General features: G+C 68.9%; 19 protein-coding genes. 7 read left to right on the top strand and 12 right to left on the bottom strand.

The window, feature by feature from the left end:
* Positions 1 to 38: 38 nt before the first annotated feature.
* The 5 genes from pheT to A5705_RS00520 form a co-directional block, all read right to left on the bottom strand.
* Positions 39 to 2,525 carry a phenylalanine--tRNA ligase subunit beta gene (gene pheT, locus A5705_RS00540; protein ID WP_068274489.1) on the bottom strand — a complete coding sequence of 829 codons (2,487 nt, stop codon included), beginning with the start codon at positions 2,523 to 2,525 and terminating at the stop codon, positions 39 to 41.
* Positions 2,525 to 3,568, bottom strand: a complete 1,044-nt coding sequence (gene pheS, locus A5705_RS00535; protein ID WP_067878590.1) for a phenylalanine--tRNA ligase subunit alpha — start codon at positions 3,566 to 3,568, stop codon at positions 2,525 to 2,527. The genes pheT and pheS overlap by 1 nt, the downstream gene beginning before the upstream one ends.
* Positions 3,569 to 3,693: 125 nt before the next feature.
* A complete protein-coding gene (locus A5705_RS00530; RefSeq protein WP_067878587.1) occupies positions 3,694 to 4,512 on the bottom strand; it encodes a rhomboid-like protein in 819 nt (272 codons plus the stop codon).
* An 18-nt stretch (positions 4,513 to 4,530) separates the two neighbouring features.
* A complete protein-coding gene (locus tag A5705_RS00525; RefSeq protein WP_369829579.1) occupies positions 4,531 to 5,376 on the bottom strand; it encodes an adenylate/guanylate cyclase domain-containing protein in 846 nt (281 codons plus the stop codon).
* 117 nt (positions 5,377 to 5,493) lie between these two features.
* A complete protein-coding gene (locus tag A5705_RS00520) occupies positions 5,494 to 6,291 on the bottom strand; it encodes a PE family protein (RefSeq protein ID WP_231982338.1) in 798 nt (265 codons plus the stop codon).
* A 245-nt stretch (positions 6,292 to 6,536) separates the two neighbouring features.
* Between A5705_RS00520 and A5705_RS00515 the strand changes: the two genes are divergently transcribed.
* On the top strand, positions 6,537 to 7,604 hold the full coding sequence (locus A5705_RS00515; RefSeq protein ID WP_067879169.1) for an oxygenase MpaB family protein: 1,068 nt from the start codon (positions 6,537 to 6,539) through the stop codon (positions 7,602 to 7,604).
* On the opposite strand, the gene A5705_RS00510 is transcribed toward A5705_RS00515, so the two are convergent.
* The 4 genes from A5705_RS00510 to infC all read right to left on the bottom strand — a co-directional run bounded on the left by A5705_RS00510 (position 7,591) and on the right by infC (position 9,721).
* Entirely contained in the window at positions 7,591 to 8,385 is a 795-nt protein-coding gene (locus A5705_RS00510; RefSeq protein ID WP_067878578.1) for an RNA methyltransferase, read from the bottom strand. The two genes, A5705_RS00515 and A5705_RS00510, sit on opposite strands and share 14 nt — an antisense overlap.
* Before the next feature lie 9 nt (positions 8,386 to 8,394).
* Positions 8,395 to 8,790, bottom strand: a complete 396-nt coding sequence (gene rplT, locus A5705_RS00505) for a 50S ribosomal protein L20 (RefSeq protein WP_067878574.1) — start codon at positions 8,788 to 8,790, stop codon at positions 8,395 to 8,397.
* A gap of 55 nt (positions 8,791 to 8,845) precedes the next feature.
* On the bottom strand, positions 8,846 to 9,040 hold the full coding sequence (gene rpmI / locus A5705_RS00500) for a 50S ribosomal protein L35 (RefSeq protein WP_066911302.1): 195 nt from the start codon (positions 9,038 to 9,040) through the stop codon (positions 8,846 to 8,848).
* Between the two features lie 72 nt (positions 9,041 to 9,112).
* Positions 9,113 to 9,721 (bottom strand): translation initiation factor IF-3, encoded by a 609-nt coding sequence (infC, locus tag A5705_RS00495; RefSeq protein ID WP_082956203.1) that lies wholly within the window; start codon positions 9,719 to 9,721, stop codon positions 9,113 to 9,115.
* Between the two features lie 451 nt (positions 9,722 to 10,172).
* Here infC and lysX point away from each other — a divergent pair, with 451 nt between their 5' ends.
* The 5 genes from lysX to A5705_RS00470 all read left to right on the top strand — a co-directional run bounded on the left by lysX (position 10,173) and on the right by A5705_RS00470 (position 20,058).
* On the top strand, positions 10,173 to 13,499 hold the full coding sequence (lysX, locus tag A5705_RS00490; RefSeq protein ID WP_197521219.1) for a bifunctional lysylphosphatidylglycerol synthetase/lysine--tRNA ligase LysX: 3,327 nt from the start codon (positions 10,173 to 10,175) through the stop codon (positions 13,497 to 13,499).
* Between the two features lie 76 nt (positions 13,500 to 13,575).
* Complete coding sequence (locus tag A5705_RS00485) at positions 13,576 to 15,096, top strand: alpha/beta hydrolase family protein (protein ID WP_197521218.1); 1,521 nt, start codon at positions 13,576 to 13,578, stop codon at positions 15,094 to 15,096.
* 98 nt (positions 15,097 to 15,194) lie between these two features.
* The gene (locus A5705_RS00480; RefSeq protein WP_067878566.1) at positions 15,195 to 15,878 is read left to right on the top strand and encodes a TetR/AcrR family transcriptional regulator; all 684 of its coding nucleotides are present in this window, start codon (positions 15,195 to 15,197) and stop codon (positions 15,876 to 15,878) included.
* Between the two features lie 101 nt (positions 15,879 to 15,979).
* A complete protein-coding gene (locus A5705_RS00475; RefSeq protein ID WP_068274477.1) occupies positions 15,980 to 18,106 on the top strand; it encodes an Rv1355c family protein in 2,127 nt (708 codons plus the stop codon).
* Between the two features lie 68 nt (positions 18,107 to 18,174).
* A complete protein-coding gene (locus A5705_RS00470) occupies positions 18,175 to 20,058 on the top strand; it encodes a bifunctional diguanylate cyclase/phosphodiesterase (protein WP_068274476.1) in 1,884 nt (627 codons plus the stop codon).
* Positions 20,059 to 20,077: 19 nt separating this feature from the next.
* Here A5705_RS00470 and A5705_RS00465 read toward each other — a convergent pair whose 3' ends face one another.
* Positions 20,078 to 20,677: a class I SAM-dependent methyltransferase gene (locus tag A5705_RS00465; protein ID WP_068274528.1), complete on the bottom strand. Its 600-nt coding sequence runs from the start codon at positions 20,675 to 20,677 to the stop codon at positions 20,078 to 20,080.
* A 98-nt stretch (positions 20,678 to 20,775) separates the two neighbouring features.
* On the opposite strand from A5705_RS00465, the gene A5705_RS00460 reads away from it, so the two are divergent.
* Positions 20,776 to 21,846 (top strand): diguanylate cyclase, encoded by a 1,071-nt coding sequence (locus A5705_RS00460; RefSeq protein ID WP_068274473.1) that lies wholly within the window; start codon positions 20,776 to 20,778, stop codon positions 21,844 to 21,846.
* 22 nt (positions 21,847 to 21,868) lie between these two features.
* Here A5705_RS00460 and A5705_RS00455 read toward each other — a convergent pair whose 3' ends face one another.
* Positions 21,869 to 23,236: a cytochrome P450 gene (locus A5705_RS00455; protein ID WP_369829578.1), complete on the bottom strand. Its 1,368-nt coding sequence runs from the start codon at positions 23,234 to 23,236 to the stop codon at positions 21,869 to 21,871.
* A 225-nt stretch (positions 23,237 to 23,461) separates the two neighbouring features.
* Complete coding sequence (locus tag A5705_RS00450; protein WP_068274467.1) at positions 23,462 to 24,175, bottom strand: hypothetical protein; 714 nt, start codon at positions 24,173 to 24,175, stop codon at positions 23,462 to 23,464.
* Positions 24,176 to 24,784 lie beyond the last annotated feature (609 nt).

Here is a 24,784-nt window from a genome sequence, read left to right as displayed (position 1 = left end):
GGGTCGTAGATGCTGCCGGCTCCCCGCCGAGTGGGGCGTCAGACGCGCAGTTCGGCGCCGACGGCCTCGGCCGCGCGCCGCACCGCGGCGTCGCGGGCCGCGCTGGCGTCGTCCTCGGTCAACGTGCGGTCGGGCGCGCGGAAGCGCAGCGCGAAGGTCAGCGACTTACGGTCGTCGCCGATCTGCGGACCGGTGAACACGTCGAACAACTGCAGGTCCTCGAGCAGTTCGCCGGCCCCCTCGCGGACGGCGTCCGCGACCGTCTGAGCGGGGACGTGCGCGGCCACCACCAGGCTGACGTCCTGGAAGACGGCCGGAAACGGCGACACCCTGGGCGCCGGCAGCGCGTCGACGATCGGGATCGCATCGAGATTGAGCTCCATCGCGCACGTGCCCTTGGGTAGGCCCGACCGCTCGATCACGGCCGGATGCAGCTGCCCGGCGTGACCGACGCAGGTCTGTCCCACCAGCACCTCGGCGCACCGGCCCGGATGCCAGGGCAGCCGTTGGGCCGCACGGAGACGAACGTCAATCCCGCTGGCGCGCGCCACGATTCGCACCGCCTCGAAAGCGTCGGCGGCTTCGGCCCGGCGGCCGGGGCCCCAGGGCCCGCGTGGTTCGCGCAGGCCGGTCAGCACCGCGGCCACGTGCTGCGGTTGCCGCGGCAGGGACGCGTCCAACATCGCGATCTCGGTGTCGGTCGGCCGGCGGTGGACCGGGATGAGCTCGACGGCGCGGGTCTCCTCAGTGGGCTGAACCACCTGCGCCAGCGCGAACAGTGCCGCGTCGACAAGCCCTCGGGACACATTGCGGCCCAAGGCTTCCAGCAACGCGGGCAGCAAGGTTGTGGCCAGCGCCGGGCGGTCGGCTTCCAGCGGGTTGAGCACGTGCGTGGCCGCGCGCCGCGGGTCGTCGGCGGGCAGGCCCCAGAGGTCGAAGACGCCGGCGGGCAGGAAGGGCGTCGGCAGGATCTCGACATAACCCGACTGCGCCAGCGACTTGCCGATGGCGCGCCGCCGCTTCTGCGCCGCCGTGAGTCCGCGGCCGGCGGGCGCCGCCGGCAGGACCGACGGGATGGCCTCCAGCCCTTCGAGCCGCATCACCTCCTCGACCAGGTCCGCGGGCTGCAGCAGATCGGGCCGCCAGCTCGGCGGTATCACGGTCAACGCGTCGCCGTCGTCCACCACGGCGGCGCCGATCTGCGCCAGCCGCCGCGCGGTCGTGCCCGGGGGGTAGGACACCCCGGCGAACCGGTCGGGCAGGTCGGCTGCGATGCGGATCGGCGGTAGCGACCAGTCGTCGCGCGGCGGATCGCCGCGCCAGTCGGTCAGCGTCGGCGACACCGCTCCCCCGGCGATCTCGGCGAGCAACGCGGCGCAGCGGTCCAGCGCGGCCACCGAAATGGCCGGGTCCACCGCACGCTCGTAGCGGCGGGCGGCCTCGCTGGGCAGGTGCAACCTGCGCTGGGTGCGCGACACCCCGGCCGGATCCCACACCGCGGCCTCCAACAGGACGTCGGTGGAATCGGCGCGCACCTCGGTGCTGGCCGCGCCCATCACGCCGCCGATCGCCGCGGTGGCCACGTCGTCGACGATGAGCACGTCGGCCGGATCCAGCCGGCGCTCGACGTCGTCCAGCGTCACGACGGTTTCGCCGGGCCGGGCGAACCGCACCCGCAAACCCCCGGTGATGCGGTTGCGGTCGTGGGCGTGCATCGGGTGGCCGAGCTCGAGCATCACGTAGTTGGTGACGTCCACCGCCGGCGACGTCGCGCGGATGCCGGCCAGCAGCAGCCGGCGCTGCAGCCACCACGGTGACACGGCGGCGGGGTCGATTCCGGTGACCGGGCGCAGCGCGAACCGGCGCACGCCCGTCTCGGCGTCCACGGTCAGCGGCCAGGCCTCGCCCTCGACGGGCAGCGGCTTGACGTCCGCGGGATCGACGAAGTTCAAGTCATAGGCGCACGCGATCTCGCGAGCCAGCCCCCGCACCGACATGCAGTAGCCGCGGTCCGGGGTGATGGCCAGATGGAACACCACGTCGTCGAGGCCCAGGACGCCGGCGGCCTCGGTGCCCGGCGCTGCGGTCGCAGGCGGCAGCACCAGGATCCCGGAATGCTCTGCGCCCAAACCGAGTTCGGCCGCCGAGCAGATCATCCCATCGGAGGTGCGGCCGTAGGTCTTGCGGGCGGTGATGGCGAATCCGCCGGGCAGCGTGGTGCCCGGCAGCGCAACCACGACCAGCTCGCCGACGACGAAGTTGGTTGCCCCGCAGACGATTTCGCGGGGCTTATCCTCGCCGACGTCGACCAGGCAGGCCCGGATCGGCTTCTTGAATTCGGTGAGTTCCTCGATCGCGGTGACGCGCCCGACGGTCAGCGGCCCGTCGACCGGGCCCAGGGTGACCACTTCTTCGACCTCATGGCCGATGCGCACCAGCGTCTGCTCGACATCGGCGGGACCGGCGTCCCAGCCCGGGGCGCCGGCCGTGACGACCTCGCGGAGCCAACTGTAGGGAAGGCGCATCAGGCACTCACCCCGAACGGCAACGAGAACCGGACGTCGCCCTCGACCATGTCGCGCATGTCCGGGATCCCGTTGCGGAACTGCAGCGTGCGCTCCAGGCCCATGCCGAACGCGAAGCCCGAGTACACCTCGGGGTCGATTCCCGCGGCCCGCAACACGTTGGGGTGCACCATGCCGCAGCCGCCCCACTCCACCCAGTCGGCGCCGCCCTTCTTGTTGGCAAACCACACGTCGACCTCGGCGGAGGGTTCGGTGAACGGGAAGAAGTGGGGCCGGATCCGGGTGCGAGCGGTGGGCCCGAACTCGGCGCGCGCGAACGCGTCGAGGGTTCCCCGCAGGTGCGCCATCGACAGGCCCCGGTCTACGGCCAGGCCCTCGACCTGGTGGAAGACGGGGGTGTGGGTGGCATCGAGTTCGTCGGTGCGGAACGTGCGGCCGATCGAGATGATGTAGACCGGCAGCTCCCGCTCCAGCAGGGTGCGCACCTGCACCGGCGATGTGTGGGTGCGCAGCAGCTGGCGGGAATCCTCCGGTGCGATGTAGAAGGTGTCCTGCTCGCTACGGGCGGGGTGGTCGGCGGGGAAGTTGAGGGCATCGAAGTTGAACTGCTCGGTTTCGACCTCGGGGCCGTCCGCCAGCTCCCATCCCATCGCGACGAAGGTGTCGGCGATGTGCTCGGCCAAGATCGTGATCGGGTGTCGGGCACCGGGCGGCTGCCGGGTCGACGGCAACGTGACATCGATGCCCTCGGCGACCAGGACGGCGGCGTCGCGCTCGGCGCGCAGCACCGCCAGCCGTCCGTCGTAGGCGCGCTGGGCCTCGGCGCGTGCGGTGTTGACGCGCTTGCCGGCATCGGCGCGCTCGTCCTTGGGGACGCCGCCCAGCGCCTGCCGCGCCAACGCCAGCGGCGAACGGTCACCGAGGTGCTCGGTCTTGACCCGCGCCAGCGCGTCCAGATCGCCGGCGTCGTCGATGGCCCGCCGGGCGGCGGCGACCGCCTTGGCCAACGCTTCCGGCGACAGGTCGACGGGTTGATCGCCCACGCGGCGGCACTCTCCTTGCTGACGAGGCTGTTCCGAACGGCTGGATTCGCCCAGCGCAAGTGCCGATCATAAGCGATTCGGCGCACGACGCTCGGCGCGTGCTTCGGGAGTTGAGCGACGAGTCGCTAGCCGGCGACGACCGGTTGCGGGCCGGTCAGCCCGTCGTCCATCACCGGCACGACGGGCAGCGCGGCGCGTCCGGTGACGAACTGGAAGATCTTGTGGGCCGCCAGCGCGCCGAACACACCGAACACCGGCGCGGCGGCCATGGTGCCCCAGTGGTGCGCCAGCATCAGAAATCCGAACCCGGACGACGCCGCCAGCATCAGGCACCGCACCGGCGTCCACCGGATGGGCTGCCGGAACCGCGCGGACACCAGCACACCCAGCACAACGGCCACGGTGTGACCCGCATCGGTGAAATCGCCGCCGATGATCGCGGAGGACAGGCCCGCCGCCACCCACCAGCCGACCCACGCGGCGCGCCAGCGTTGCGGGATCACCGCCGTCATCGCGCCGAGCACCGCGAGCGCGCCATAGCTCATCCCGACATCGCTGGCCCGGGTGATCGACGCCGGCATCCAGCCGAACTCCACCGCCGCGGCCAGCGCGGCGGCGACCACCAGCGTCGCGCCGATGTGGCCGACGAGGAACGCCACCACCAGCCGGATGGTGCGCAGATGCAGCTCCGCCAACGCGAGCAGGCAGGTCAGAAACGGCAGCCAGAAATACAGCGGTCCGGCGTCGACGACCAGCGCGCTGCCCAGCAAGGTGCCGATGTGACCGTGGGCCAGGTTGTGCAGGTTGGTGCTGGCGCGCTGAACAAGCACGTCATGCGCGTGCGGGCCGAGCGCCAGGATGGCGCAGCTGATGGCGAACAGCAGCGCCACATACCCCACCGTGAACTGGACCCGGGCGAGCCGGGAAAGGATGCCCCCAATCATTGGGATCCATTATGCGGGCTAATTTGTTTCGGCAGTGTGATCAAAGGCTGTTAACTCCTTAAGAGTCTTCAGGCGGTATATCCCCAGGTCGGCGGGGACGCCAGCGGTCTTGCCCGCGAACACGGGCCTGCGCGCACGCTTGGCGACGATGCCCAACGCGTCCAGCTCGGTCTGCGGTATCAGGTCCAACGTCGAGCTCGACACCATGATTCCACCCTTGGTGGCGCGTTCCATGACCCGCGCGGCGATGTTGACGTCGACGCCGAGCCAGTCCGCGGCCATCCGCTGGGGACGGCCGGTGTGGATCCCGACCCGCATCCGCGGGGTGTAGCCGGCGACCTCGACCGATTTCAGCGCCTCCTTGGCGGTCAGCACCGCCCGCAGCGCCACGGTCGGATCCCGGAACACGGCCATCAGCCCGTCGCCCATGCGTTTCACGATGTGGCCACCGGCGTCCAGGAGCGGCGGCTCGACGGCCCGCGCCACCTGCCTCAGCAGCACCAGGGCCGCGTCGTCGCCCGCGTGCAACGACCACGTCGAGAAGCCCACCAGGTCGGTGAACACCAGCGTCACCTCGGGGTTTGCCGGCCGCCGGGAAACCGCCTCGGTCAGCGCCTGCCACACCTGCAGCACGCCGAGGCTGACTTCGCGCGAAACCGCGTCCCGGTCCCCCAGCAGCCGGTCGGCGGCTCGCGCCGCGGCGCGCGGACCGCCCTCGCCCGCGGTCGACAGCGGGTCACCGAACTCCGGATCGCCCGGCAACAGCCGTCGCGCGCGCCGCACGAACGAGACCACCCCGGGGCTGTGGTTGGTGCTGCGGAGCCACCGCGCGGGTGACCGCCTGCCCTCGTCGGGCGACGCCACCGCAGTGAGTGCCTGTTCGGACTCGCCGGACTCCGTGTCCCGATGCCCAACGTCCACGTGGCCAGGGTATGCGGTACACGCGGGCCGGGCAGCCCCGGTGACGGCGGATGCCGCAGGTTACGGGTTGGGGTTCCAGGTCACGTTGGGGAAGACCGGGCCCAAAAAGCCGGTCCCCGGCAACGATATTTCCAAACCGTTGAAGTTGTACGCCAGGCTGGTGAATCCGAAGGGGAAGAAGCTTCCGGTCGCATCGACGGTGGTCCAACCGAACGGCCAGGACTCAAAGATGTGCCCGAAGTAGGTGCCGTCGCCGGCAATGCCCGAGATCGCGTTGCCCGACGCGAGCACGGGCGAACCAAACGGCGTGTTGAGGTTGACGCCGACAGTTCCGGTTACGGCAAAGCCACCGTCGGCAAAGGCGACCTGGCCGAAACCCCCCGTCACGTCAAAGGGGCCGACCGGAAAGTTGAAATTGGACCCCTGGAAACTGGGCGTGATCGTGTCGGCGGCATTGGCGGCGGCCCCCTGGCCGGTGCCCAACACGGAGTGGCCGAGCAGCGCCTGCGCCGGCGTATTCACCGCGTTGATCAGTGTTTGCCGTGCATTCGCCAACTCGGTGTTGACGTACTGCGCGGCCCCGCCATTCAACAAATTCACGAACTCATCGTGAAACGTCGCCGCCTTGGCGCTGAGTGCTTGAAATTGCTGGCCGTGCGAACCCAGCAGCGCCGAAATCGCCGACGAGACCTCGTCAGCGGCCGGCGCCGCGATCGCGGTGGTCTGGCTGGCCGCGGCCGCATTCGCGTCGCGCAGCGCCGTCCCCAAGTTCTGCAAATTCCCACTCGCCGCGGACACGATTTCAGGCATTACGGTCACTGACGACATTGGCGTGCCTCCCTGGTCGAATTTCCACAAAACCGACCGCCGAATGAGCGGCGAGAAGCAAAGCCTAACAGTCGCCCAGCGGTCTGAAAATGCGCAATCTCACTGCGTCCGCGCCGCTTGTCGAAACGGCGTCGGGTGCGCCAGCGACGAGCGCGGTAACGCAAAAGTTGCGACTCGACAACGTCCCCCGGCGCGGCCGCCGAAATTCTAGACAACGCGCGTTGTCAGAGCTTATCGTGAGCGCAGTGACGCGCAGTGAGGCGCAGGAGGCCGAGATGACTGCGATAGCAACGACATCCGCCGATCCGCTAGGACCGGACTCGCTCACATGGAAGTACTTCGGCGACCTCCGCACCGGAATGATGGGCGTCTGGATCGGCGCGATCCAGAACATGTATCCCGAACTGGGCGCCGGCGTGGAGGAGCATTCCATCCTGCTGCGCGAGCCCCTGCAGCGCGTGGCCCGGTCGGTGTACCCGATCATGGGCGTGGTCTACGACGGCGACCGCGCGGCCCAGACCGGCCAGCAGATCAAGGGCTACCACCGCACCATCAAGGGCGTCGACGCCGCGGGCCGGCGGTATCACGCCCTGAACCCGGAGACCTTCTACTGGGCGCACGCCACGTTCTTCATGCTCATCATCAAGGTGGCCGATTACTTCTGCGGGGGCCTCACCGAGGCCGAGAAGCGGCAGCTCTTCGACGAGCACGTCCAGTGGTACCGGATGTACGGCATGAGCATGCGGCCGGTCCCCCGGTCGTGGGAGGAATTCCAGGAGTACTGGGACCGGGTCTGCCGCGACGAGCTGGAGATCAACCAGGCGACGCTGGACATCTTCAGGATCCGGATTCCCAAACCCAGGTTCGTGCTGATGCCGACGCCGGTCTGGGACCAGTTGTTCAGGCCGCTGGTGGCGGGCCAGCGCTGGATCGCGGCGGGGTTGTTCGAGCCCGCGGTGCGAGAGAAGGCGGGACTGCACTGGACGGCGGGCGACGAGGTGTTGCTGCGCCTGTTCGGCAAGGCCGTCGAGCTGGCCTTCCTGGCGGTTCCCGACGAGATCCGGCTGCACCCGCGGGCGCTGGCCGCCTATCGTCGCGCCGAGGGCCGGCTGCCCAGCGACGCCCCGCTGGTGGAGGCGCCGGCGTTCACGGGGCCGCCGCGCGACCGCCGCGGGCTGCCGATGCACTACTTCCCCCCGCGCTCCCACCCGATCAGCCGCTCCGCGCTCCGATCCCCGCTCGACCCGGCGAAAGCGCTCATGGAGCGCGCCGGCTCGCTGGTGCACGGCACGCTCTCGCTGGCGGGTCTGCGCCCGGCCCGGGGCCGCGTCAGGGCCGCCTGAGCAGACCCAGAGCCTGCGCGCTCTGATACAGGCAGATCGCCGCGGCGGCGGCGACGTTCAGGCTCTCGGCGCCCCCGGACATCGGGATGCACACGCGCTCATCCGCTGTCGCCGCGATGTCCGCCGCCAACCCGTGCGCCTCGGCGCCGAACAACCAGGCCGTCGGCGCGGTCAGGCAAACCTCGTCGAGGCGGGTCGCCCCGTCGATCGTGCCGGCCAGCACCCGCAGCCCGGCGGCGCGCAAGGCGGCGACGGCGGCGGGGACGTCGGGCGCGGCCGCGACCGGGACGGAGAAGATGCTGCCCGCCGACGCGCGCAGGCACTTGCCGTTGAACGGGTCGACGCTGTGCCCACCGAGGATCACCGCGCCCGCGCCCATGGCGTCCGCGATCCGGATCAGCGTGCCCGCGTTGCCCGGCTCACCGATCTCGACGGGCACCACGACCAACCGCGGCGGGCCCGCGAGCACGTCCTCGAGCCGGGTCACCGGCATGTCGCACACCGCGACCAACCCGGACGGGGTCACGGTGTCCGACAGCGCCTTCGCGGCCCGCTCGGTGACCAGATGGACCGGGCACTCCTGGGCGGCCAGCAGGGCGGCGTGCCGCTGCGCCGCGGCTTCGGTGACGAACACATCGCGCACCAACCCGCGCGCCGCCGCCGCCCCGACCAGGTTGGGACCCTCGGCGAGGAATCGTCCCGCCCGCCGGCGGCCGACGTGCCGATGCAGTTTGACCGCCGCGGCCACCCGGGCCGAGCGTTCGGTGAGCGCCGACGGCATCGCCGTGCGTTAAGCGGCTTCTCCCGAATCCGACGGGGCGTTGACGTCGTCGGGCAGGGCCGCCCGGGCGACCTCGACCAGCGCGGTGAACGCCGCCGGATCGGTGATCGCGATGTCGGCGAGGTTCTTGCGGTCCACCTCGACGCCGGCGGCCTTGAGGCCCTGGATCAGCCGGTTATAGGTGATGTCGTTGGCGCGGGCGGCCGCGTTGATGCGCGAGATCCACAACTTGCGGAACTCGCCCTTGCGCGCACGGCGGTCGCGGTAGGCGTAGTTCAGCGAATGCAGCTGCTGCTCTTTGGCTTTGCGGTAGAGCCGGGATCGCTGGCCGCGATAGCCTTTCGAGGCCTTCAGGACGCTGCGCCTCTTCTTGTGGGCGTTGACCGCCCGCTTCACGCGTGCCATTGGATGTTCCTACTCTCGTTCAGGCAGTGAATGTTTCAGGGTCTGGAGCGGCCACTCAGCCGTTGAGCAGCTTGTTGACGCGCTTGGTGTCGTTGGCTGCCACCACGGTGCGGCCGTCGAGCCGCCGGGTGCGCTTGGTGGGCTTGTGCTCGAGCAGGTGGCGCCGATTCGCCTTCTGGCGCACGATCTTTCCGCTTCCGGTGCGCCTGAACCGCTTGGAGGCCCCGCTGTGTGTCTTGGCCTTGGGCATGTTTCCTCTACTACTTTCTCGGACGGGTCTCTCGTCCTGGCTCGTACTGCTTGTCCTGCTCGTGCTGTCAGGTCAGTTGGGCGACGGATTCGTCTCCGCCGCTGCGTCGGAGTCCGCCGCCGCACTGCCCGCCGGTCCCTCGGGATGCCGCGCCCTGGCGCGCGTCTTCGCGCCGCGGTGCGGTGCCAGCACCATCGTCATGTTGCGGCCGTCCTGCTTGGCGGACGTCTCGACGAATCCGTAATCGGCGACGTCGGCGCCCAGCCGCTGCAGCAATCGGTAGCCCAGCTCGGGCCGCGACTGCTCACGTCCACGGAACATGATGGTGACCTTGACCTTCGATCCCGCCTCCAGAAAGCGGATCACGTGGCCCTTCTTGGTCTCGTAATCGTGATCGTCGATTTTGGGTCGCAGCTTTTGTTCTTTGACGACGGTCTGCTGCTGGTTCCGGCGGGATTCGCGCGCCTTTTGCGCCGCCTCGTACTTGAACTTGCCGTAATCCATGATTTTGCAGACCGGCGGCCTGGCGTTCGGGGCAACTTCGACGAGATCGAGATCGGCGTCCGCGGCGACGCGCAGTGCGTCTTCGATGCGCACTATGCCTACCTGCTCCCCTCCCGGGCCGATCAATCGGACTTCAGGTACGCGGATGCGCTCGTTGACGCGGGTCTCAGTGCTGATGGGGCCTCCCTTGTTGGGCTTCTGGTTCTCCGGTGGCGGCCACCGCCCACGCCCGTCGGAGATTCAGCGGCGGAAACACCACACCACCAGCAAAAAAGCCCCGCACACGCAGGGCCCAATGCCGACCGATCACGGCTTGAACGCGTCAAGCCGACCGCGTTATCCGCGGAACGGGCATCGACGATGCCCGTGACCGGACCGTGTCGCCGGGGACGGGCGCAAGACCTGTCTCGTGGCTAGCGGTGGGAGTGGGACTCCACTTACTGTTCCCCGGCGTTCACCGGGATGGTCGCAGCCCATAGTTTAGCAGCCATCTGGCGTCTTCCAGCACGTCCGCGGACGGCGCGCACGCGCGCGGGGTGCGAAGCTCCGGCAAACCGGGTAACTCCCCCCGGTGGCTCTTGGCGCTTCGTCAGGATTTTCATGGTTTGAAGGCATATCCTCGCGGTCTGTGACTGTAGCTACGTCCCGCTTCGGCCCGCGTTCGGGCAGCCAGCCGAACTCCCGGTATCGGTGGGTACCGGCGGCCGCGGGCTGGACGGTCGGCATCATCGCCACCCTGTCGCTGGTCGCGAGCGTGTCGCCGCTGGTCCGGTGGTTGATCAAGGTCCCGCGCGAATTCATCAACGACTATCTGTTCAACTTCCCCGACACCAGCATCGCGTGGTCGTTCGTGCTGGCGTTGCTGGCCGCGGCCCTGACCGCGCGCAAACGCATCGCCTGGGTGCTGCTGCTCGGCAACATGATCCTCGCCGCCGCGCTGAACGCCGCCGACATCGCCGCGGGGGACAACACCCCGGCCGAGTCCTTCGGCGAGAACCTCGGTTTCGCCGTGCACATCGTGGCGATCGTGCTGCTGCTCCTGTCCTATCGCCAGTTCTGGGCCAAGGTCCGCAGGGCCGCACTGTTCAAGGCGGCCGCGGTCCTGGTCACCGGGTGGGTGATCGGCATCCTGGTCTCCTGGGGTCTGGTCGAGATGTTCCCGGGCACCCTGGCGCCGGACTCCCGCTTCTGGTACGTGGTCAACCGGGTCGTCGGGTTCTCCATCGTCGACCCCGACGCCTTCACCGGACGCCCGCACGTCCTGCTCAACGCCGTCTTCGGGCTGTTGGGCGCGCTCGCACTGATCGCGGCGACGATCGTGCTGTTCCAGTCGCAGCGCGCCGACAACGCGCTCACCGGCGAGGACGAATCGGCGATCCGCGGGCTGCTCGAGCTGTACGGCAAGAACGACTCCCTGGGCTACTTCGCCACCCGCCGCGACAAGTCGGTGGTGTTCGCGCACAGCGGCCGGGCCGCCGTCACCTACCGCGTCGAGGTCGGCGTCTGCCTGGCCAGCGGCGACCCGGTGGGCGATCCGAGGGCGTGGCCGCAGGCCATCGACGCGTGGCTGGGGCTGTGCCAAACCTACGGCTGGGCGCCCGGGGTGATGGGCGCGAGTTCCCAGGGCGCCCAGGCCTATCGCGAGGCCGGCCTCAACGCCCTGGAGTTGGGCGACGAGGCCATCCTGCGGGCGGCCGACTTCAAGCTGTCCGGCCCCGACATGCGCGGGGTGCGCCAGGCGGTGACGCGGGCCCGCAGGGCCGGGCTGACGGTGCGCATCCGTCGGCACCGCGACATCTCCGCCGACGAGATGGCCGACACCATTGCGCGCGCCGACGCCTGGCGCGACACCCAGACCGAACGCGGCTTTTCGATGGCGCTCGGCCGGCTCGGCGATCCCGCCGACGGCGACTGCCTGCTGGTCGAGGCGCTGGACCGCGACGGCCAGGTGGTCGCGATGCTGTCGCTGGTTCCCTGGGGAAGCACCGGCGTCTCGCTCGACCTGATGCGCCGTTCCCCGCAATCTCCCAACGGCACGATCGAGCTGATGGTCAGCGAGCTCGCCCTGAACGCGGAAACCCTTGGCATCATCAGGATTTCGCTGAACTTCGCCATGTTCCGGTCCGCGTTCGAACAGGGCGCCCAACTCGGTGCCGGACCGGTCGCCCGGTTGTGGCGCGGATTCCTGCTGTTCTTCTCGCGGTGGTGGCAGCTGGAGACGCTGTACCGCTCCAACATGAAGTACCAACCCGATTGGGTTCCGCGCTACGCCTGCTACGAGGACGCCCGGCTGATCCCGCGGGTCGGCGTCGCCTCGGCCCTCGCCGAGGGATTCCTCGTGTTCCCATTCAGCCGGCGCAGGACGCACACCGGGCATCACCCCGCCGTGCCGGCCAGGCTGGCCGAGTCCGGGCTGTTGCATCACGACGGGTCGGCGCCCGACGTCAGCGGGCTGCAGCGCGGGGCCACCGCCGCGGAGGAAGAGGAGTCGAGGTCCCGCCTTCCCGAGCAGGTGCGGGTGCGTCTGGCCAAGCTGAAAATCTTGCAGCGCAACGGCGTTGACGCCTACCCGGTGGGATCCCCGCCCAGCCACACGATCGCCGGCGCGCTGGATGCCGACGACCAGGAGACCGTGTCGGTGGCCGGGCGCATCTTGCGGATACGCGACTACGGCGGCGTGCTGTTCGCCCAGGTGCGGGACTGGTCGGGCGAAATGCAGGTGTTGCTGGACAATTCGCACCTGGAGCACGGCCGCACCGCCGACTTCACCGCAGCGATCGATCTCGGTGACCTGGTCGAGATGACGGGGCACATGGGCTACAGCAAGAACGGCACCCGCTCGCTGATCGTGCGTGACTGGCGGATGATCGGTAAGTGCTTGCGGCCGTTGCCCAATAAGTGGAAGGGGCTGACCGACCCCGAGGCACGGGTACGCACGCGATATGTCGACCTGGCCGTCAACCCGGAGTCGCGCGACCTGATCACGGCCCGCAGCAGCGTGTTGCGCTCGATCCGGGAAACGTTGTTCGCCAACGGATTCATCGAGGTCGAGACGCCGATCCTGCAGCAGATCCACGGTGGGGCCACGGCGCGGCCGTTCGTCACCCACATCAACACCTATGACATGGACCTGTTCCTGCGCATCGCGCCGGAGCTGTACCTGAAGCGGCTGTGCGTCGGCGGCGTGGAGCGCGTGTTCGAGTTGGGCCGCGCGTTCCGCAACGAGGGCGTCGACTTCAGCCATAATCCCGAGTTCACCCTGCTGGAGGCCTACCAGGCACACGCCGACTACAAGACGTGGATCGACGGAGCGCGCGAGCTCATCCAGAACGCGGCGCAGGCCGCCAACGGCGAGCAGACCGTGCTGCGGCCCGGCGCCGACGGGCGCCTCGAGCATGTCGACATCTCCGGCGTCTGGCCGGTGAAGACGGTGTACGACGCGGTATCGGAAGCGCTCGGCGAGCATGTTCATCCCGAAACCTCGCTGGCCGCCCTGCGAAAACTCTCCGACGCCGTGCACATTCCCTATCGGGCTCATTGGGATGCCGGCGCCGTCGTGTTGGAGCTCTACGAACACCTGGTGGAGGACAAGACCGAGCAACCGACCTTCTACATCGACTTCCCCACCTCGGTATCGCCGTTGACCCGGCCGCACCGCAGCCAGCCCGGCGTCGCCGAGCGGTGGGATCTCGTCGCGTGGGGCGTCGAACTCGGGACGGCCTACAGCGAGCTGACCGATCCGGTGGAGCAGCGGCGCCGCCTGCAGGAGCAGTCGCTGTTGGCCGCCGGCGGCGACCCCGAGGCGATGGAACTCGACGAAGACTTCCTGCAAGCCATGGAATACGCCATGCCGCCCACCGGCGGGATGGGCATGGGCGTCGATCGGCTCGTCATGCTCATAACCGGCCGCAGCATCCGCGAGACGCTGCCGTTCCCGCTGGCCAAGCCGCACTGAACGATCCCCGAACCCCGGTCGGCCGCGTCGCCGACATCGACCGATAATGTTCCGGGGACGTTAACAATCCATCACAATGAGTCACGTGACCGCCACCGCGCCCTCAGCGCCCCTCGGGACGGCACAGATGCTGGCGAGTGGTCACACCTCCCTGATGCACGGCTGGCTGCCCACGACGATCCAGGTCGGTGCCGCGGTGGTGCTGGCGCTGGCCGTCGGCTGGCGGTCACGGCGCTGGCGGACCGTCTGGCTGCCGCTGGCCGGCGCGGTCGGCGGTGCCGCCGCCTATGTGACGCACTGGTACATCGTCGACCGCGGCCTGGCGGACGAACCGGCGCCGCCGGCGCTGTGGTTGTGGATCGCGCTGGCCGGGCTGGCCTCGGCCGTGCTGATTCTGGGCTGGCGCGGGGCCGGGCCGTGGCGGCGCGGCGCGACCCTGCTCGCGGTGCCGCTGTGTCTGCTCTGCGCGGCGCTGACGCTCAACCTGTGGGTCGGCTACTTCCCGACCGTGCAGGCGGCGTGGAACCAACTCACTTCCGGCCCCTTGCCCGACCAGGCCGACCGGGCCACCATCGCCGCGATGGCCGCCAAGCGGGCCCGCCCACCGCACGGCAGCCTGGTCCCCGTGGTGATCCCTTCGGCCGCATCGCATTTCAAGCACCGCGGCGAATTGGTGTACCTACCGCCCGAATGGTTCACCAGGGGGTACCACCCGCTTGCGGGGGACAGCCCGCCGCCTGCGTTGCCGACCGTGATGATGATCGGCGGGCAGTTCAACACGCCCGCGGACTGGACGCGGGCGGGCAACGCCGTCAAGACCATCGACGACTTCGCGGCCACACACGCCGGCAAGGCGCCGGTGCTGGTGTTCGTCGACTCCGGAGGGGCCTTCAACAACGACACCGAATGCGTCAACGGCGTTCGCGGCAACGCGGCCGACCATCTCACCAAGGACGTTGTCCCGTATATGGTCTCGACTTTCGGTGTCAGCCCCGACCGGTCCAACTGGGGAGTCGCGGGCTGGTCGATGGGCGGGACGTGCGCTGTGGACCTGACCGTCATGCATCCCGACATGTTCAGCGCGTTCGTCGACATCGCCGGTGACTTCTACCCCAACGCGGGGACCAAGGCGCAGACCGTCGCCCGGCTGTTCGGCGGAAACGCCGAGGCGTGGGCGGCGTTCGACCCGACCACGGTGATCAACCGGCACGGCCGGTACCGCGACGTGGCCGGCTGGTTCGCGATCTCGTCGGACGGGCCGCCGGCAGCGCGCCGCGACGTGTCGGTAACCGACGCGGGCGCAATGCGTCTCGTCAGCCGTGACGCCGCGGCCAACCCGGGCAACCAGACGGCGGCCGCCTACTCGCTGTGCGCGCTCGGCCACGCCAACGGCATCGACTGCGCCGTGCTGCCCCAGCCGGGCAAGCACGACTGGCCGTTCGCGGACCGGGCTTTCGCGGCCGCGCTGCCGTGGCTGGCCGGCCGGCTCGGCACCCCCGGGGTGAAGCGGATCCCGTTGCCGGCCGTTTCCGCCCCGCCCGCGGTGCCCGGCCAGGCGGTGGTCCCGGCCGAGCGTTCCAACACCGCAAGCAGGTAGCGGGCCGTCGCTACGCGTCGCCCGCTCCCCCGCCCCACATCGAAAAACGCTGGGCAATACCGGCTTCTGGTAAGTCGATATGCCGGTATCGCACCACGATGTGGGTATATTGTCGGGCCGTGGAACTCGGCCGGCTGTTTCCGTTCGATCCGCCTCCTCCGATCGAGCCGACGTCCAAGGAACGGATCCGCGACGCCGCGCTGAGCTGCTTTGCCGATCGCGGCATCGCCGCCACGTCGCTACGCAGGATCGCCGAGACCGCGGAGGTGTCGATCGGGCTGGTCCAGCACCACTTTCGCACCAAGGCCACGCTGACCGCGGCCGTCGATCAGTACGTGCTGCAGGTGGTCGGTGAGGCCCTCGCCCCCACGGCGCTGCCCGACCCGCCGTCCGACGGGCTCAGCGAGGCCGGGCGCCGGCTGACCGCCCTGATGGTCGAACGCCCGGACGTGATGACCTATCTCGGGCGCGCGCTCGCGGAGGGCGGCGCGTTCGGGTCGATCATCTTCAGCGGTCTGGTGGGCATCAGCGCGGCCCAGCGCGAACATTTCGTCGCGCAGGGCAATACGCAACCAGACCTCGACCCGGATTGGGCGGCGATCAACGTTGTCATCCTGCGCGTCGGCGCCGTCATTCTGCATCCCTACATCGAGCTCTACTTGGGCAAATCGTTCTTCAGCGAGGCGCAGCTGCGACGCTGGGACGCCTCGGTCACCGGCCTTCTCCGGCACGGCCTGTTCCTCGACGAAGAGCAGCCCCCGAACGGCGACACCACCGGATGACGCCGCGCTCGGCGACCGCGTTATCGCCAACGTCACATTTTCCGTCCGGGCGCAACATCTGAGCAGCCGGACCACCGATCAGGTGCTATACACGAAACACCATGGACGAGCACGAGAAAACCGCGTACACCGCGCAGATTCTCGACCCCGATGAGCCCGACGACAGTTCGTTGTTGCAACGGCTCCGAGCCGACCCCACGGTGGAATTCCTCGACCACCGGGACACCCAGCTGGCCAACCTGCGCAGCCTACGGCCGGCCCCGGATGCCGCGCTCCTCGCGGAAGGCGGCCGCTGGGCGTACTACCCGTGGCGGCGCGCGGCGGTGGCGGTGCTCGGCCCGCGCGGATACCGCGCCGTTCGCCTGGACCGCAACCGCAACAACATCACGCCGCCCGAACAGGACCGGCTCGGCCGGCTGCGCATCGGCGTCGCCGGGCTCAGCGTCGGCCATGTCATCGCGCACACGCTGGCCGCCCAGGGATTGTGTGGCGGCCTTCGCCTGGCCGACTTCGACCACCTCGAACTGTCGAACCTGAATCGGGTGCCCGCCAGCGTGTTCGACATCGGCGTCAACAAGGCCTGTGTGGCCGCGCGCAGGATCGCCGAACTCGACCCGTACCTGCCGGTCGAGGTCGTCGACGCGGGACTGACTTTCGAGACCGTCGACACGTTCCTGGACGGCCTCGACATCGTGATCGAGGAATGCGATGCGCTCGACATGAAGGCCGTGCTGCGGGTCGGCGCCCGCGCCCGCCGCATCCCCGTGCTGATGGCCACCAGTGATCGCGGGCTCGTCGATGTGGAACGTTTCGACCACGAGCCGCAGCGACCGATTCTGCACGGCCTGCTCGGCGACCTCGACATCGCCTTGCTTCCCGGCATGAGCAGCCGCGAAAAGGTGCCGCACGTCCTGCGTCACCTTGAGGCCGAACGGCTTTCGCCGCGGACGGCCGCGTCGCTGGTCGAGATCGACCGCACGGTGTCGACCTGGCCCCAACTGGCCTCCGACGTCGTGCTGGGCGCGTCGGCGTTGGCGGAGGGCGTGCGCAGGATCGGGCTCGGCGAGGAGCTGCGCTCGGGCCGCACGCGCATCGACATCGCGGCGGCGCTCGACCAACTCGACGAACCCGACATGGCCCGCGGCCGTCCCGCACCGGCGGATCAGCCGGAGACGGCACAGCTGCCCGGGATACCCGGGCTCGTCGCCGCCGCCGCGATCCGCGCCCCCTCCGGGGGAAACGTGCAGCCCTGGACCGTTCGAGCCGGACCGGCCGAGGTCACCATCGACATTGCCGCGCAACACACTTCGACCATGGACGTCGCATTTCGTGCCAGCGCCGTCGCGGTCGGCGCCGCGCTCCTCAACGCCAGGATCGCCGCGGCGGCGCAGCACACCCTGGGACCGGCCACGCTCACCGAGCACGTCGATGGATCGCCATTGCGCGCCACCCTGAAACTGACCGACGGCACCGACCCCACCCTTGCCGACCTCTATCAGCCGATGCTCGAGCGCTGCACCAACCGCCGCCACGGCAGCCCCGAGCCGATCGACACCACGACCATCGAGGCGCTCACCGCCGCGGCCCAACGCGAAGGAGCCCGGCTGCGCCTGATCACCGAGCGGGGCGACATGGGCCATGCGGCAACGATTCTCGCCGCATCCGACCGGATCCGTTACCTGACTCCGCACCTGCACCAAGAGATGGTCTCTGAACTGCGCTGGCCGGGCGACGCCGACCCCGACACCGGTATCGAGGTGCGCGGCCTCGAACTCGATCCCGGGGATCTGGCACTCCTCGAGATCCTGCGCCGCACGGACGTCATGGCGCACCTCGCCCGATGGGACGCGGGCAGTGCGCTGGGTGAGGACGCACGCGACCGGGTACTGGCCAGTTCGGCGCTGGCCGTCGTCAGTGTGCCCGGACAGGAGCTGCGCGACTACGCCGCGGGAGGCGCGGCAGTCGAGCTGGTCTGGATCATCGCCCAGCAACGCGGGCTATCCATCCAGCCGGTCTCGCCGGTGTTCCTCTACGCGCGCAACCGGGCAGACTTCGACGAGCTGTCCCCCCGGTTCGCCGATCAGCTAACACAGTTGCAGCACGACTTCCGCGACCTGGCCGACATACCGCCCGACGAATCGATCGTGCTGGTATTACGGTTAACGGTCGCGCCACCAGCGTCGGTGCCGAGCCGCCGCAGCTTTGATCGGGTTCGGATGCTGAGTTGAGCGAATCATTGCTAGACGCGCTATGCAATGCGGACACCACGCACCAGTTACCGCTACGGTAAGGGGCAATGTCGGGCACTCTGGACCACCTGGTCACCGCCGCGGCCGCCGAATTGATGGCGGCCTCCGCGGCTGATTCCGCCACGATCAGCCAGCGGGTGCTCGGCTACCTGGTGAGCGAGTTGGGCGTGGACTTCAGCTTCCTGCGTCACAACGATCACACGATCCACGCCACGGTGCTGGTGGCCGAGTGGCCGCCGCGCAACGCCGACCCCGACCCGATCGGTGTGGTGTATTTCGCCGACGCCGACTCCGTCTTCGCACAAGCCGAAAATCTCAAAGTGCCCGAAGTCGTGCGTCCCGAGCCGGCCACCGCCGACTACCAACGCAACATCGACGAGGGCACCGGGTGGGGCGCTGTCTCCCTTGCCGCCGTGCCGCTGCTGTCCGGTGACGTGACGACCGGCACCCTGGCCTTCGGCAAGGTCGGCGACCGCGAATGGCTGCCGGAGGAGCTCAACGCGCTGCAGGCGATCGCCGCGCTCTTCGCTCAACTGCAGGCCCGCATCGTCGCCGAGGAGCAACTGCACTACCTCGCCGAGCACGACGACCTCACCGGGCTGCTGAACCGCCGGGCCCTCATCGCCTACCTCGACAAGCGGCTGGCCGAGGGCCAGCCGGGCGCCGTGTCGGTGGTGTTCCTCGCTCTGGACCGGTTCAAGGTGATCAACGAACGCCTCGGTCAGGATGCGGGCGACCGATTCATCGTGGCCTTCGCCGCGCTGCTGCGCGAGGCGGTCGACGTTCCCTCCGTGATCGCCCGCTTCGGCGGTGACGAGTTCGTCGTCGTCCCGGCCGCCTCGATGGACGTCGAAGCCGCCGAGGCGTTCGCTCAATCGATACACGCGCGGGTGCACCGTCAGGTCGTGATCGACGGCGAGATGCTGAGCCGCACCGTCAGCATCGGCGTCGCATCCGGTCTGCCCGGATCGGAAAGCACGTCGGATCTGCTGCGCCGGGTCGATCAGGCCACCCGCTCGGCGAAAAGCTCGGGCGGCAACAGGGTTTCGATCTTCAGTCCCGAGATGTCGCGAACGGACATGATCCGCAACGACATCGAGCTGTACCTGGAAGGGATAATCGACAGCGACAGCGACGCCTTGGTGCTGCATTACCTCCCGGAGTTCGACATGCGCACCGGCGAGATTCTCGGCGCCGAGGCGCTGATTCGTTGGCAACACCCGACACTTGGGCTGTTGATGCCGGACTCGTTCATCCAGGTGGTGGAATCGATCAACCTGGGTGCGAAGCTCGGCCGCCTGGTAATCCATTCGGCGTGCGCCCAATTCGGGCTCTGGCAATCACGCGGCGTCGGGCGCGGCGCCGTGCTGCGCATCAATGTCTCGCCCGTGCAGCTCGTGACGGAGGGCATCGTCGATACGGTCGCGACAACCCTGGAAGAGTTCGATCTCGATCCCAGCACCATATGCCTCGAGATCACCGAAAGCGTGGTGGTCCAGGACATCGACGCCACCCGGAAGACGCTGTTCGGGCTGAAGGACATCGGGGTACAGATCGCCATCGACGACTTCGGCACCGGCTACAGTGTGCTGACGTATCTGAAGTCTCTCCCCGTCGACGCACTCAAGATCGACAAGGGGTTTGTCCGCAATCTCGACACCAACGCCGGGGACCTGGCAATCGTGCGGTCGACGCTTGCGCTCGCCGACGCCTTCGGGCTCGAAGTCGTCGCCGAAGGCGTCGAAACCGTAGCCGCGGCCAAGACGTTGCTCGACCTGGGTTGCTTTCGGGCGCAAGGGTTTCTGCTGTCCCGCCCGCTGGACAGCGCGGCGATGGAGTCGCTGCTCGGCAAGGGCGTCATACCGATGGACTTCTCCAGCGCGACCGTTGCGCCGCAGACCCAACAGCCGGGGAGAAAGGGCGTTGGCTAGACCCGCAGCCGGTCGACGTCTAAGAGCGGCGTTGAAACAGGTAGTAGTACGTCGGGGTCTTCTCGTCGAGCTCCCGCTCGTCCCCGGTCGACAACAGCGTCCAGCCGGCAGCGAAGCGCCGCTCCATCTCGGGGCGGTCGATGCCCGGCACGCCGAACCTTCCGCCGGGAGGGAACGCGACGATGTACAGCCGCGCGTCGGGTGCCGCCACGGCGCTGACCTCGCGGACGTACGCCTCGCGGTCGGCGCCGCTCATGTTGTGGATGCAGCCGTTGTCGACGATCAGCTGGAAACCGCTACCGATCCCCTCGTGACTCAACCGCGTGACGTCGGCACGGGCGAAGTTGACCGATGCCCCGGCCGCGCGGGCCTTGGCGCGCGCCTTATCGAGCGGCTTCGCGACATAGTCCACCCCGGTGACCTTCCACCCGTGCTGGGCGAGGTAGACGGCGCAGTCGCCGGTACCGCACCCGACGTCGAGGGCCGAGCCGGTGGGCAGCGCCGGTGTGTTCGGGGTTCCCTCGATCAGATCCCGCAGGCCCTGCCCGATCGCATGGCCCTCCCAGGGTGTGAAGCCGATCCGGTAGAAGAGGCGAAATCGCGTGTGTCGAGAGGCCATAGCCGCAATCATGGCATTCCCGGCGACGCGCCACTCCCCGGCCCCGAAGTCCGAGACCGCATGCGCGAACGGGCTCGTCGAGAAGGGGTCGCCGGCCGATGTCACGCCTGAAGGCGTGGTGGAACGAGCCCGACCAGTACGACTGGACCACGACGTTCCTGCGCCGGCGCGGGATGTTGGGCCGGGCCCGAATGACCATGGCTCTCATCGCCGGATCGTCGGCCTTGGCGCCGCTGACCGTGTTGCCGAGCCAACACCACCCCAGCACGGCCGAGGTGGTCACCGGCGGACTGGCCGCCGCGTTCACCGTCGGCGTGACCTTGTTGTGGTTGACGCGCTGGCCGACGCGCCGGCAGTCGCAGGCCGGTGTCGCGATCGGCGCGCTGTGCGTCGCCGGGTGGAGCCTCGCGCAGCCCACGGCGGCACTTGCCGCGCTGGCTTGCACCGCCATGGCCATCACCGGGGGCTACATCGCGCTGTTCCACGGTCCCAGGCTGCTGGTCTACAACGGCGCCGTCGCGGTCGCGGTGACCACCGTGGCGGTGCTGAGGCTTGCCCGAGAGGCCAACCTGGCCAGCGCGGCCTCCGCGTTCTGGCTCAACACTTTCCTCAATTTGTGGCTGCCCCTTGGCGTTTGGGGCATCTCACGCGCGATGGGAACGTACGCTCAGCGCTCCCAACAGGATGCCCTCACCGGCCTGCTCAACCGGCGGGCGTTCACCGAGGCGGTCGGTCACCGGGTGACGGATCCGCCACCCGGGCATGACCACCTCGCGGTGGTCATGGTGGACCTCGACAACTTCAAACGCATCAACGACACCCACGGTCATTCGGCCGGCGACCGCGCCCTGCTCGCGGTCGCCGACCTGCTGCGGGAGCGCACCCCCGCCGATGCGATCCTCTGCCGCGCCGGCGGCGAAGAGTTCCTGGTCGCGCTGACCTCGGAGACCCCGGACGTGGGCCCCCTGGCCACAGGGTTCTGCACCGCTTTGGCCGAGCTCTCGCCCGGGATCACGGCCAGCATCGGCACCGCCAGCGCCGAACTGCACCTGCTCACCGGGCGCGACGTCGCCTGGTTCGTCGACGAGCTGATCGCCATTGCCGACACAGCGATGTACGCGGCCAAACGGCGCGGCGGAAACCAGGCCCAGCACGGCGTGCGGGCCTAGCGCCGGGCACCGACGCACGGCGTCAGTGACGCAGCCGGATCTTGGCCGGGATCGGGGCCGCCGCCACCATGGTGAACGGCACGGCCAGCGGGAAATCGTCTTCCAGAGAATCGATTTCGACTCGGCGGATGATGGTCGCCAACGCAAGCGTGGCTTCCAGCATCGCGAAGTGATCGCCGATGCACGAGCGCGGCCCCCCGCCGAACGGAACGTATTGCCAACGGTCCCGGCCTTGATCGCGCCCCGGCGCGAACCGGTCCGGGTCGAACCGGAGCGGATCGTCCCACAGGCTCGGGTCGGTCTGCACGGCCATTCGTCCGAACGCCAGCATCGTGCCCGCCTTCACCCGGTAGCCCGCGACCTCGACATCGCGGGTCGCCATCCGGGTTCCGGTCGGCCCGGGCGGGCACAACCGCAGCGCCTCCTGCAGAACCTGGACGGTGAAACCCAAGCGCGAAACGTCGTCAGGTGTGAGCTGGCGGCCGCCGAGCTCGGCGACCTCGGTGGTGACGCGCTCCTGCAGGTCGGGATGGCGCCCCAGCGCCCACAGCGCGTAGGTCAGAGTCGTCGCCGTCGTGTCGTGGCCGGCGAACAAAAAGATGATCATCTCGTCGCGGATTTCGGTGTCCGACAGCGACTGCCCCGTTTCCGGGTCGGTGGCGGCGATGAGCGCGTGGACCAGAGGCGCCTCCCTGTTGGGGTCGGCGCGACACGCGTGCAGAATCTCGTCGGCAAGCTCGCGAATGGTGCGGGCCGCCGCCCGGGCCCGCCGCCGCGCCGGCGTGGGCATCCACTGCGGTGCGCGCAGCGGCCGCAGGGCGCGCCGCACGGCGTAGCTCGTCGCCACTCGCAGCGGCTCGGCGATCGCGTCGGATCGCTCATCGAGGTCCAGTCCCAACACCGAGCGACCCAGCGCCCGCAGCGTCAGCGTGCGGCACTGCGCGTCGAGGTCGATCACATCACCCTCGCGCCACGTGGCACACACCGTCTCCGCAGCCTCGGCCATGTGTCCGCCGAACTGGCGGACACGCTGCCGGGTGAATACCGGCTGCAGGGTGCGCCGACGCGGCAACCATTCGGCGTGCGGCAGGACGAACAGGTTCCCGCCGAGCAGCCTGCGAAGCTCGGTGGTCACCGTGCTGGTCTTGTCGACGGAACCGTCTCTGGGGCTGACGATGTCGCGAATGCCTTGCGGTGACGTCGCCAACACGATCGGCGGAATCAGCCAGCGCGGTCCCAAAGTGACCCGGGTGACGGGTCCACCGGCGTCGCGAAGCTTGTTCGTACCGGTATGAAACTCCCGGATCGCCTTCAGGCGTTCGCGATACGGAAGCGGGTTTTTCGGGGCAAAGGGCAACGCGGAAACGTCCCGCACGGACCGCTCGGTGATGGCCACCCCTCCGACCCTAGACCGTCGGCGCGCACCGAAGGGTACTGTGACGTTCCCGACACAGCGGCGCGCAGGGCGTCGACGAGGCGTGACGGCCGACCTCGCCCAGCCGTCGAATTCCGCCGAGCGCCAAGAAGATACGTGAGTCGCCCGGGGGCCCGTTCCCCCTCATCGCGCCACCCGACGTCGTGCGAAAGGTGAATGCCCGCACCGACCCGATTTCTCCTAAGCCGAGATGCGGCAGAGAATCTCGGAGTTTTCGGCGCACATCAGCTTGAATTGTTCCGGTTCGGCGTGCGTGGCGATGGTGCGGCGGTCCCACCACATCACCTTGGTGCGATAGGCCTCGGTGGGATAGGCGGCCGCCGGTATCCGCGAGGCCACGACACCGCCTGAGGATTGCCACTGCTCCAGCACGTGAGCCGCAGCCGTGGCCATGACGAACTGGACACCCAGCAGCGTCATCATCGGCATCGCGGTGCGCGCCAGCACCCGGGACAGGGCCCGGCTGCCGTACTCGCGCGAGTCGGTCCAGGCGCTTTTGACCTCCACGACGCCGAAGGGGATGCGGTTGGTGATCATGTGGCTCAACACGGCACGGCCCGGGCTGTCTTTCCACTCCTCGAGCGCGTGGGACTCGTCGGCCGACCGCAGCGGACCAACGACGCGCGTGCCACCGACCACCCGGCCCCCCGGATCGATCGCGGCGAAGAACAGCGTCGTGTCGGCGCCGTCCCGAACCGCATCGAGGTCGAGCACCCATTCCAGCCCGTGCCGGCGGTAACTGCGCAGCGCACCATCCAGATACTGATCCCAGAGCTCGGGTTCCGCCTCCGGCGTTGACGCCGCTACCCAACAGCCCGTCGCCTGATCGCGCCAGCCCGCTCCGGCTCCCAGCGATACGCCGTCGAACCCGCTGGTCAGTTGAGCCGCTTCCATAGGTATCCCTTCACTTCTGCACCCTGCCGACCGGTCTTTTTGTGAGATGTGTCTCGAATTATTTCCTAAAATGCGCCAGCGACAAATAACCTGCGGTATTTATTATCGTCAGTGTCGTTTGTCGGGTATCCGCATCGTTAGCGTTACCGATCAGTAATCGGCAACGAATCATAAGTTTGCGCGCGCGGAGTCGGCACCGCCCGGTTTTTGGCCGGATCGCACCTGCGACGCCAGCCCCGGACTCTGTCGGCCATGGCGTGAAGCGTCGGCGTGGGTGACTCCGCGGGCGGCGCTGACCTTTCGTTGAAGCGCCCGGACCCCTTCTCATCCAGATGATTCAACCCGACGAAGGTGCTGTGTTCTACCTGTGAATTCCCCATGTAGCGGCGGTTCGGGCGCCGCGGGTTTGCTGCCGCGGCCCGAGAGAATCGCACGCTTTCGGGGCCGGCTTTCGCGGGTTCCAGGCTTGTTGGGATGCTCGCCCCGCTGGCCGCGGAGGCTCCGAATTCGAGAGCAGAGGCGATTTTATGGGACCGGGGTTGGGTAACTGGTAACTTTTTGGCAAACGCCGGTTGCCGAACTCTTCGCGAAACCCGGCCCTCAGCGCGC

The organism is Mycobacterium sp. E787 (genome assembly GCF_001668725.1).
Classification (GTDB): Bacteria; Actinomycetota; Actinomycetes; order Mycobacteriales; family Mycobacteriaceae; genus Mycobacterium.
This window is presented reverse-complemented; position numbering and strand designations above follow the sequence as displayed.

What these genes read in the sequence shown, in the direction of transcription:
- pheT (WP_068274489.1), bottom strand. Translation starts at nt 2,525, where the DNA reads ATGCGCCTTCCCTACAGTTGGCTCCGCGAGGTCGTCACGGCCGGCGCC.
- A5705_RS00530 (WP_067878587.1), bottom strand. Translation starts at nt 4,512, where the DNA reads ATGATTGGGGGCATCCTTTCCCGGCTCGCCCGGGTCCAGTTCACGGTG.
- A5705_RS00515 (WP_067879169.1), top strand. Translation starts at nt 6,537, where the DNA reads ATGACTGCGATAGCAACGACATCCGCCGATCCGCTAGGACCGGACTCG.
- A5705_RS00510 (WP_067878578.1), bottom strand. Translation starts at nt 8,385, where the DNA reads ATGCCGTCGGCGCTCACCGAACGCTCGGCCCGGGTGGCCGCGGCGGTC.
- rplT (WP_067878574.1), bottom strand. Translation starts at nt 8,790, where the DNA reads ATGGCACGCGTGAAGCGGGCGGTCAACGCCCACAAGAAGAGGCGCAGC.
- rpmI (WP_066911302.1), bottom strand. Translation starts at nt 9,040, where the DNA reads ATGCCCAAGGCCAAGACACACAGCGGGGCCTCCAAGCGGTTCAGGCGC.
- A5705_RS00485 (WP_197521218.1), top strand. Translation starts at nt 13,576, where the DNA reads ATGAGTCACGTGACCGCCACCGCGCCCTCAGCGCCCCTCGGGACGGCA.
- A5705_RS00480 (WP_067878566.1), top strand. Translation starts at nt 15,195, where the DNA reads ATGTGGGTATATTGTCGGGCCGTGGAACTCGGCCGGCTGTTTCCGTTC.
- A5705_RS00475 (WP_068274477.1), top strand. Translation starts at nt 15,980, where the DNA reads ATGGACGAGCACGAGAAAACCGCGTACACCGCGCAGATTCTCGACCCC.
- A5705_RS00470 (WP_068274476.1), top strand. Translation starts at nt 18,175, where the DNA reads ATGTCGGGCACTCTGGACCACCTGGTCACCGCCGCGGCCGCCGAATTG.
- A5705_RS00465 (WP_068274528.1), bottom strand. Translation starts at nt 20,677, where the DNA reads ATGGCCTCTCGACACACGCGATTTCGCCTCTTCTACCGGATCGGCTTC.
- A5705_RS00460 (WP_068274473.1), top strand. Translation starts at nt 20,776, where the DNA reads ATGTCACGCCTGAAGGCGTGGTGGAACGAGCCCGACCAGTACGACTGG.
- A5705_RS00450 (WP_068274467.1), bottom strand. Translation starts at nt 24,175, where the DNA reads ATGGAAGCGGCTCAACTGACCAGCGGGTTCGACGGCGTATCGCTGGGA.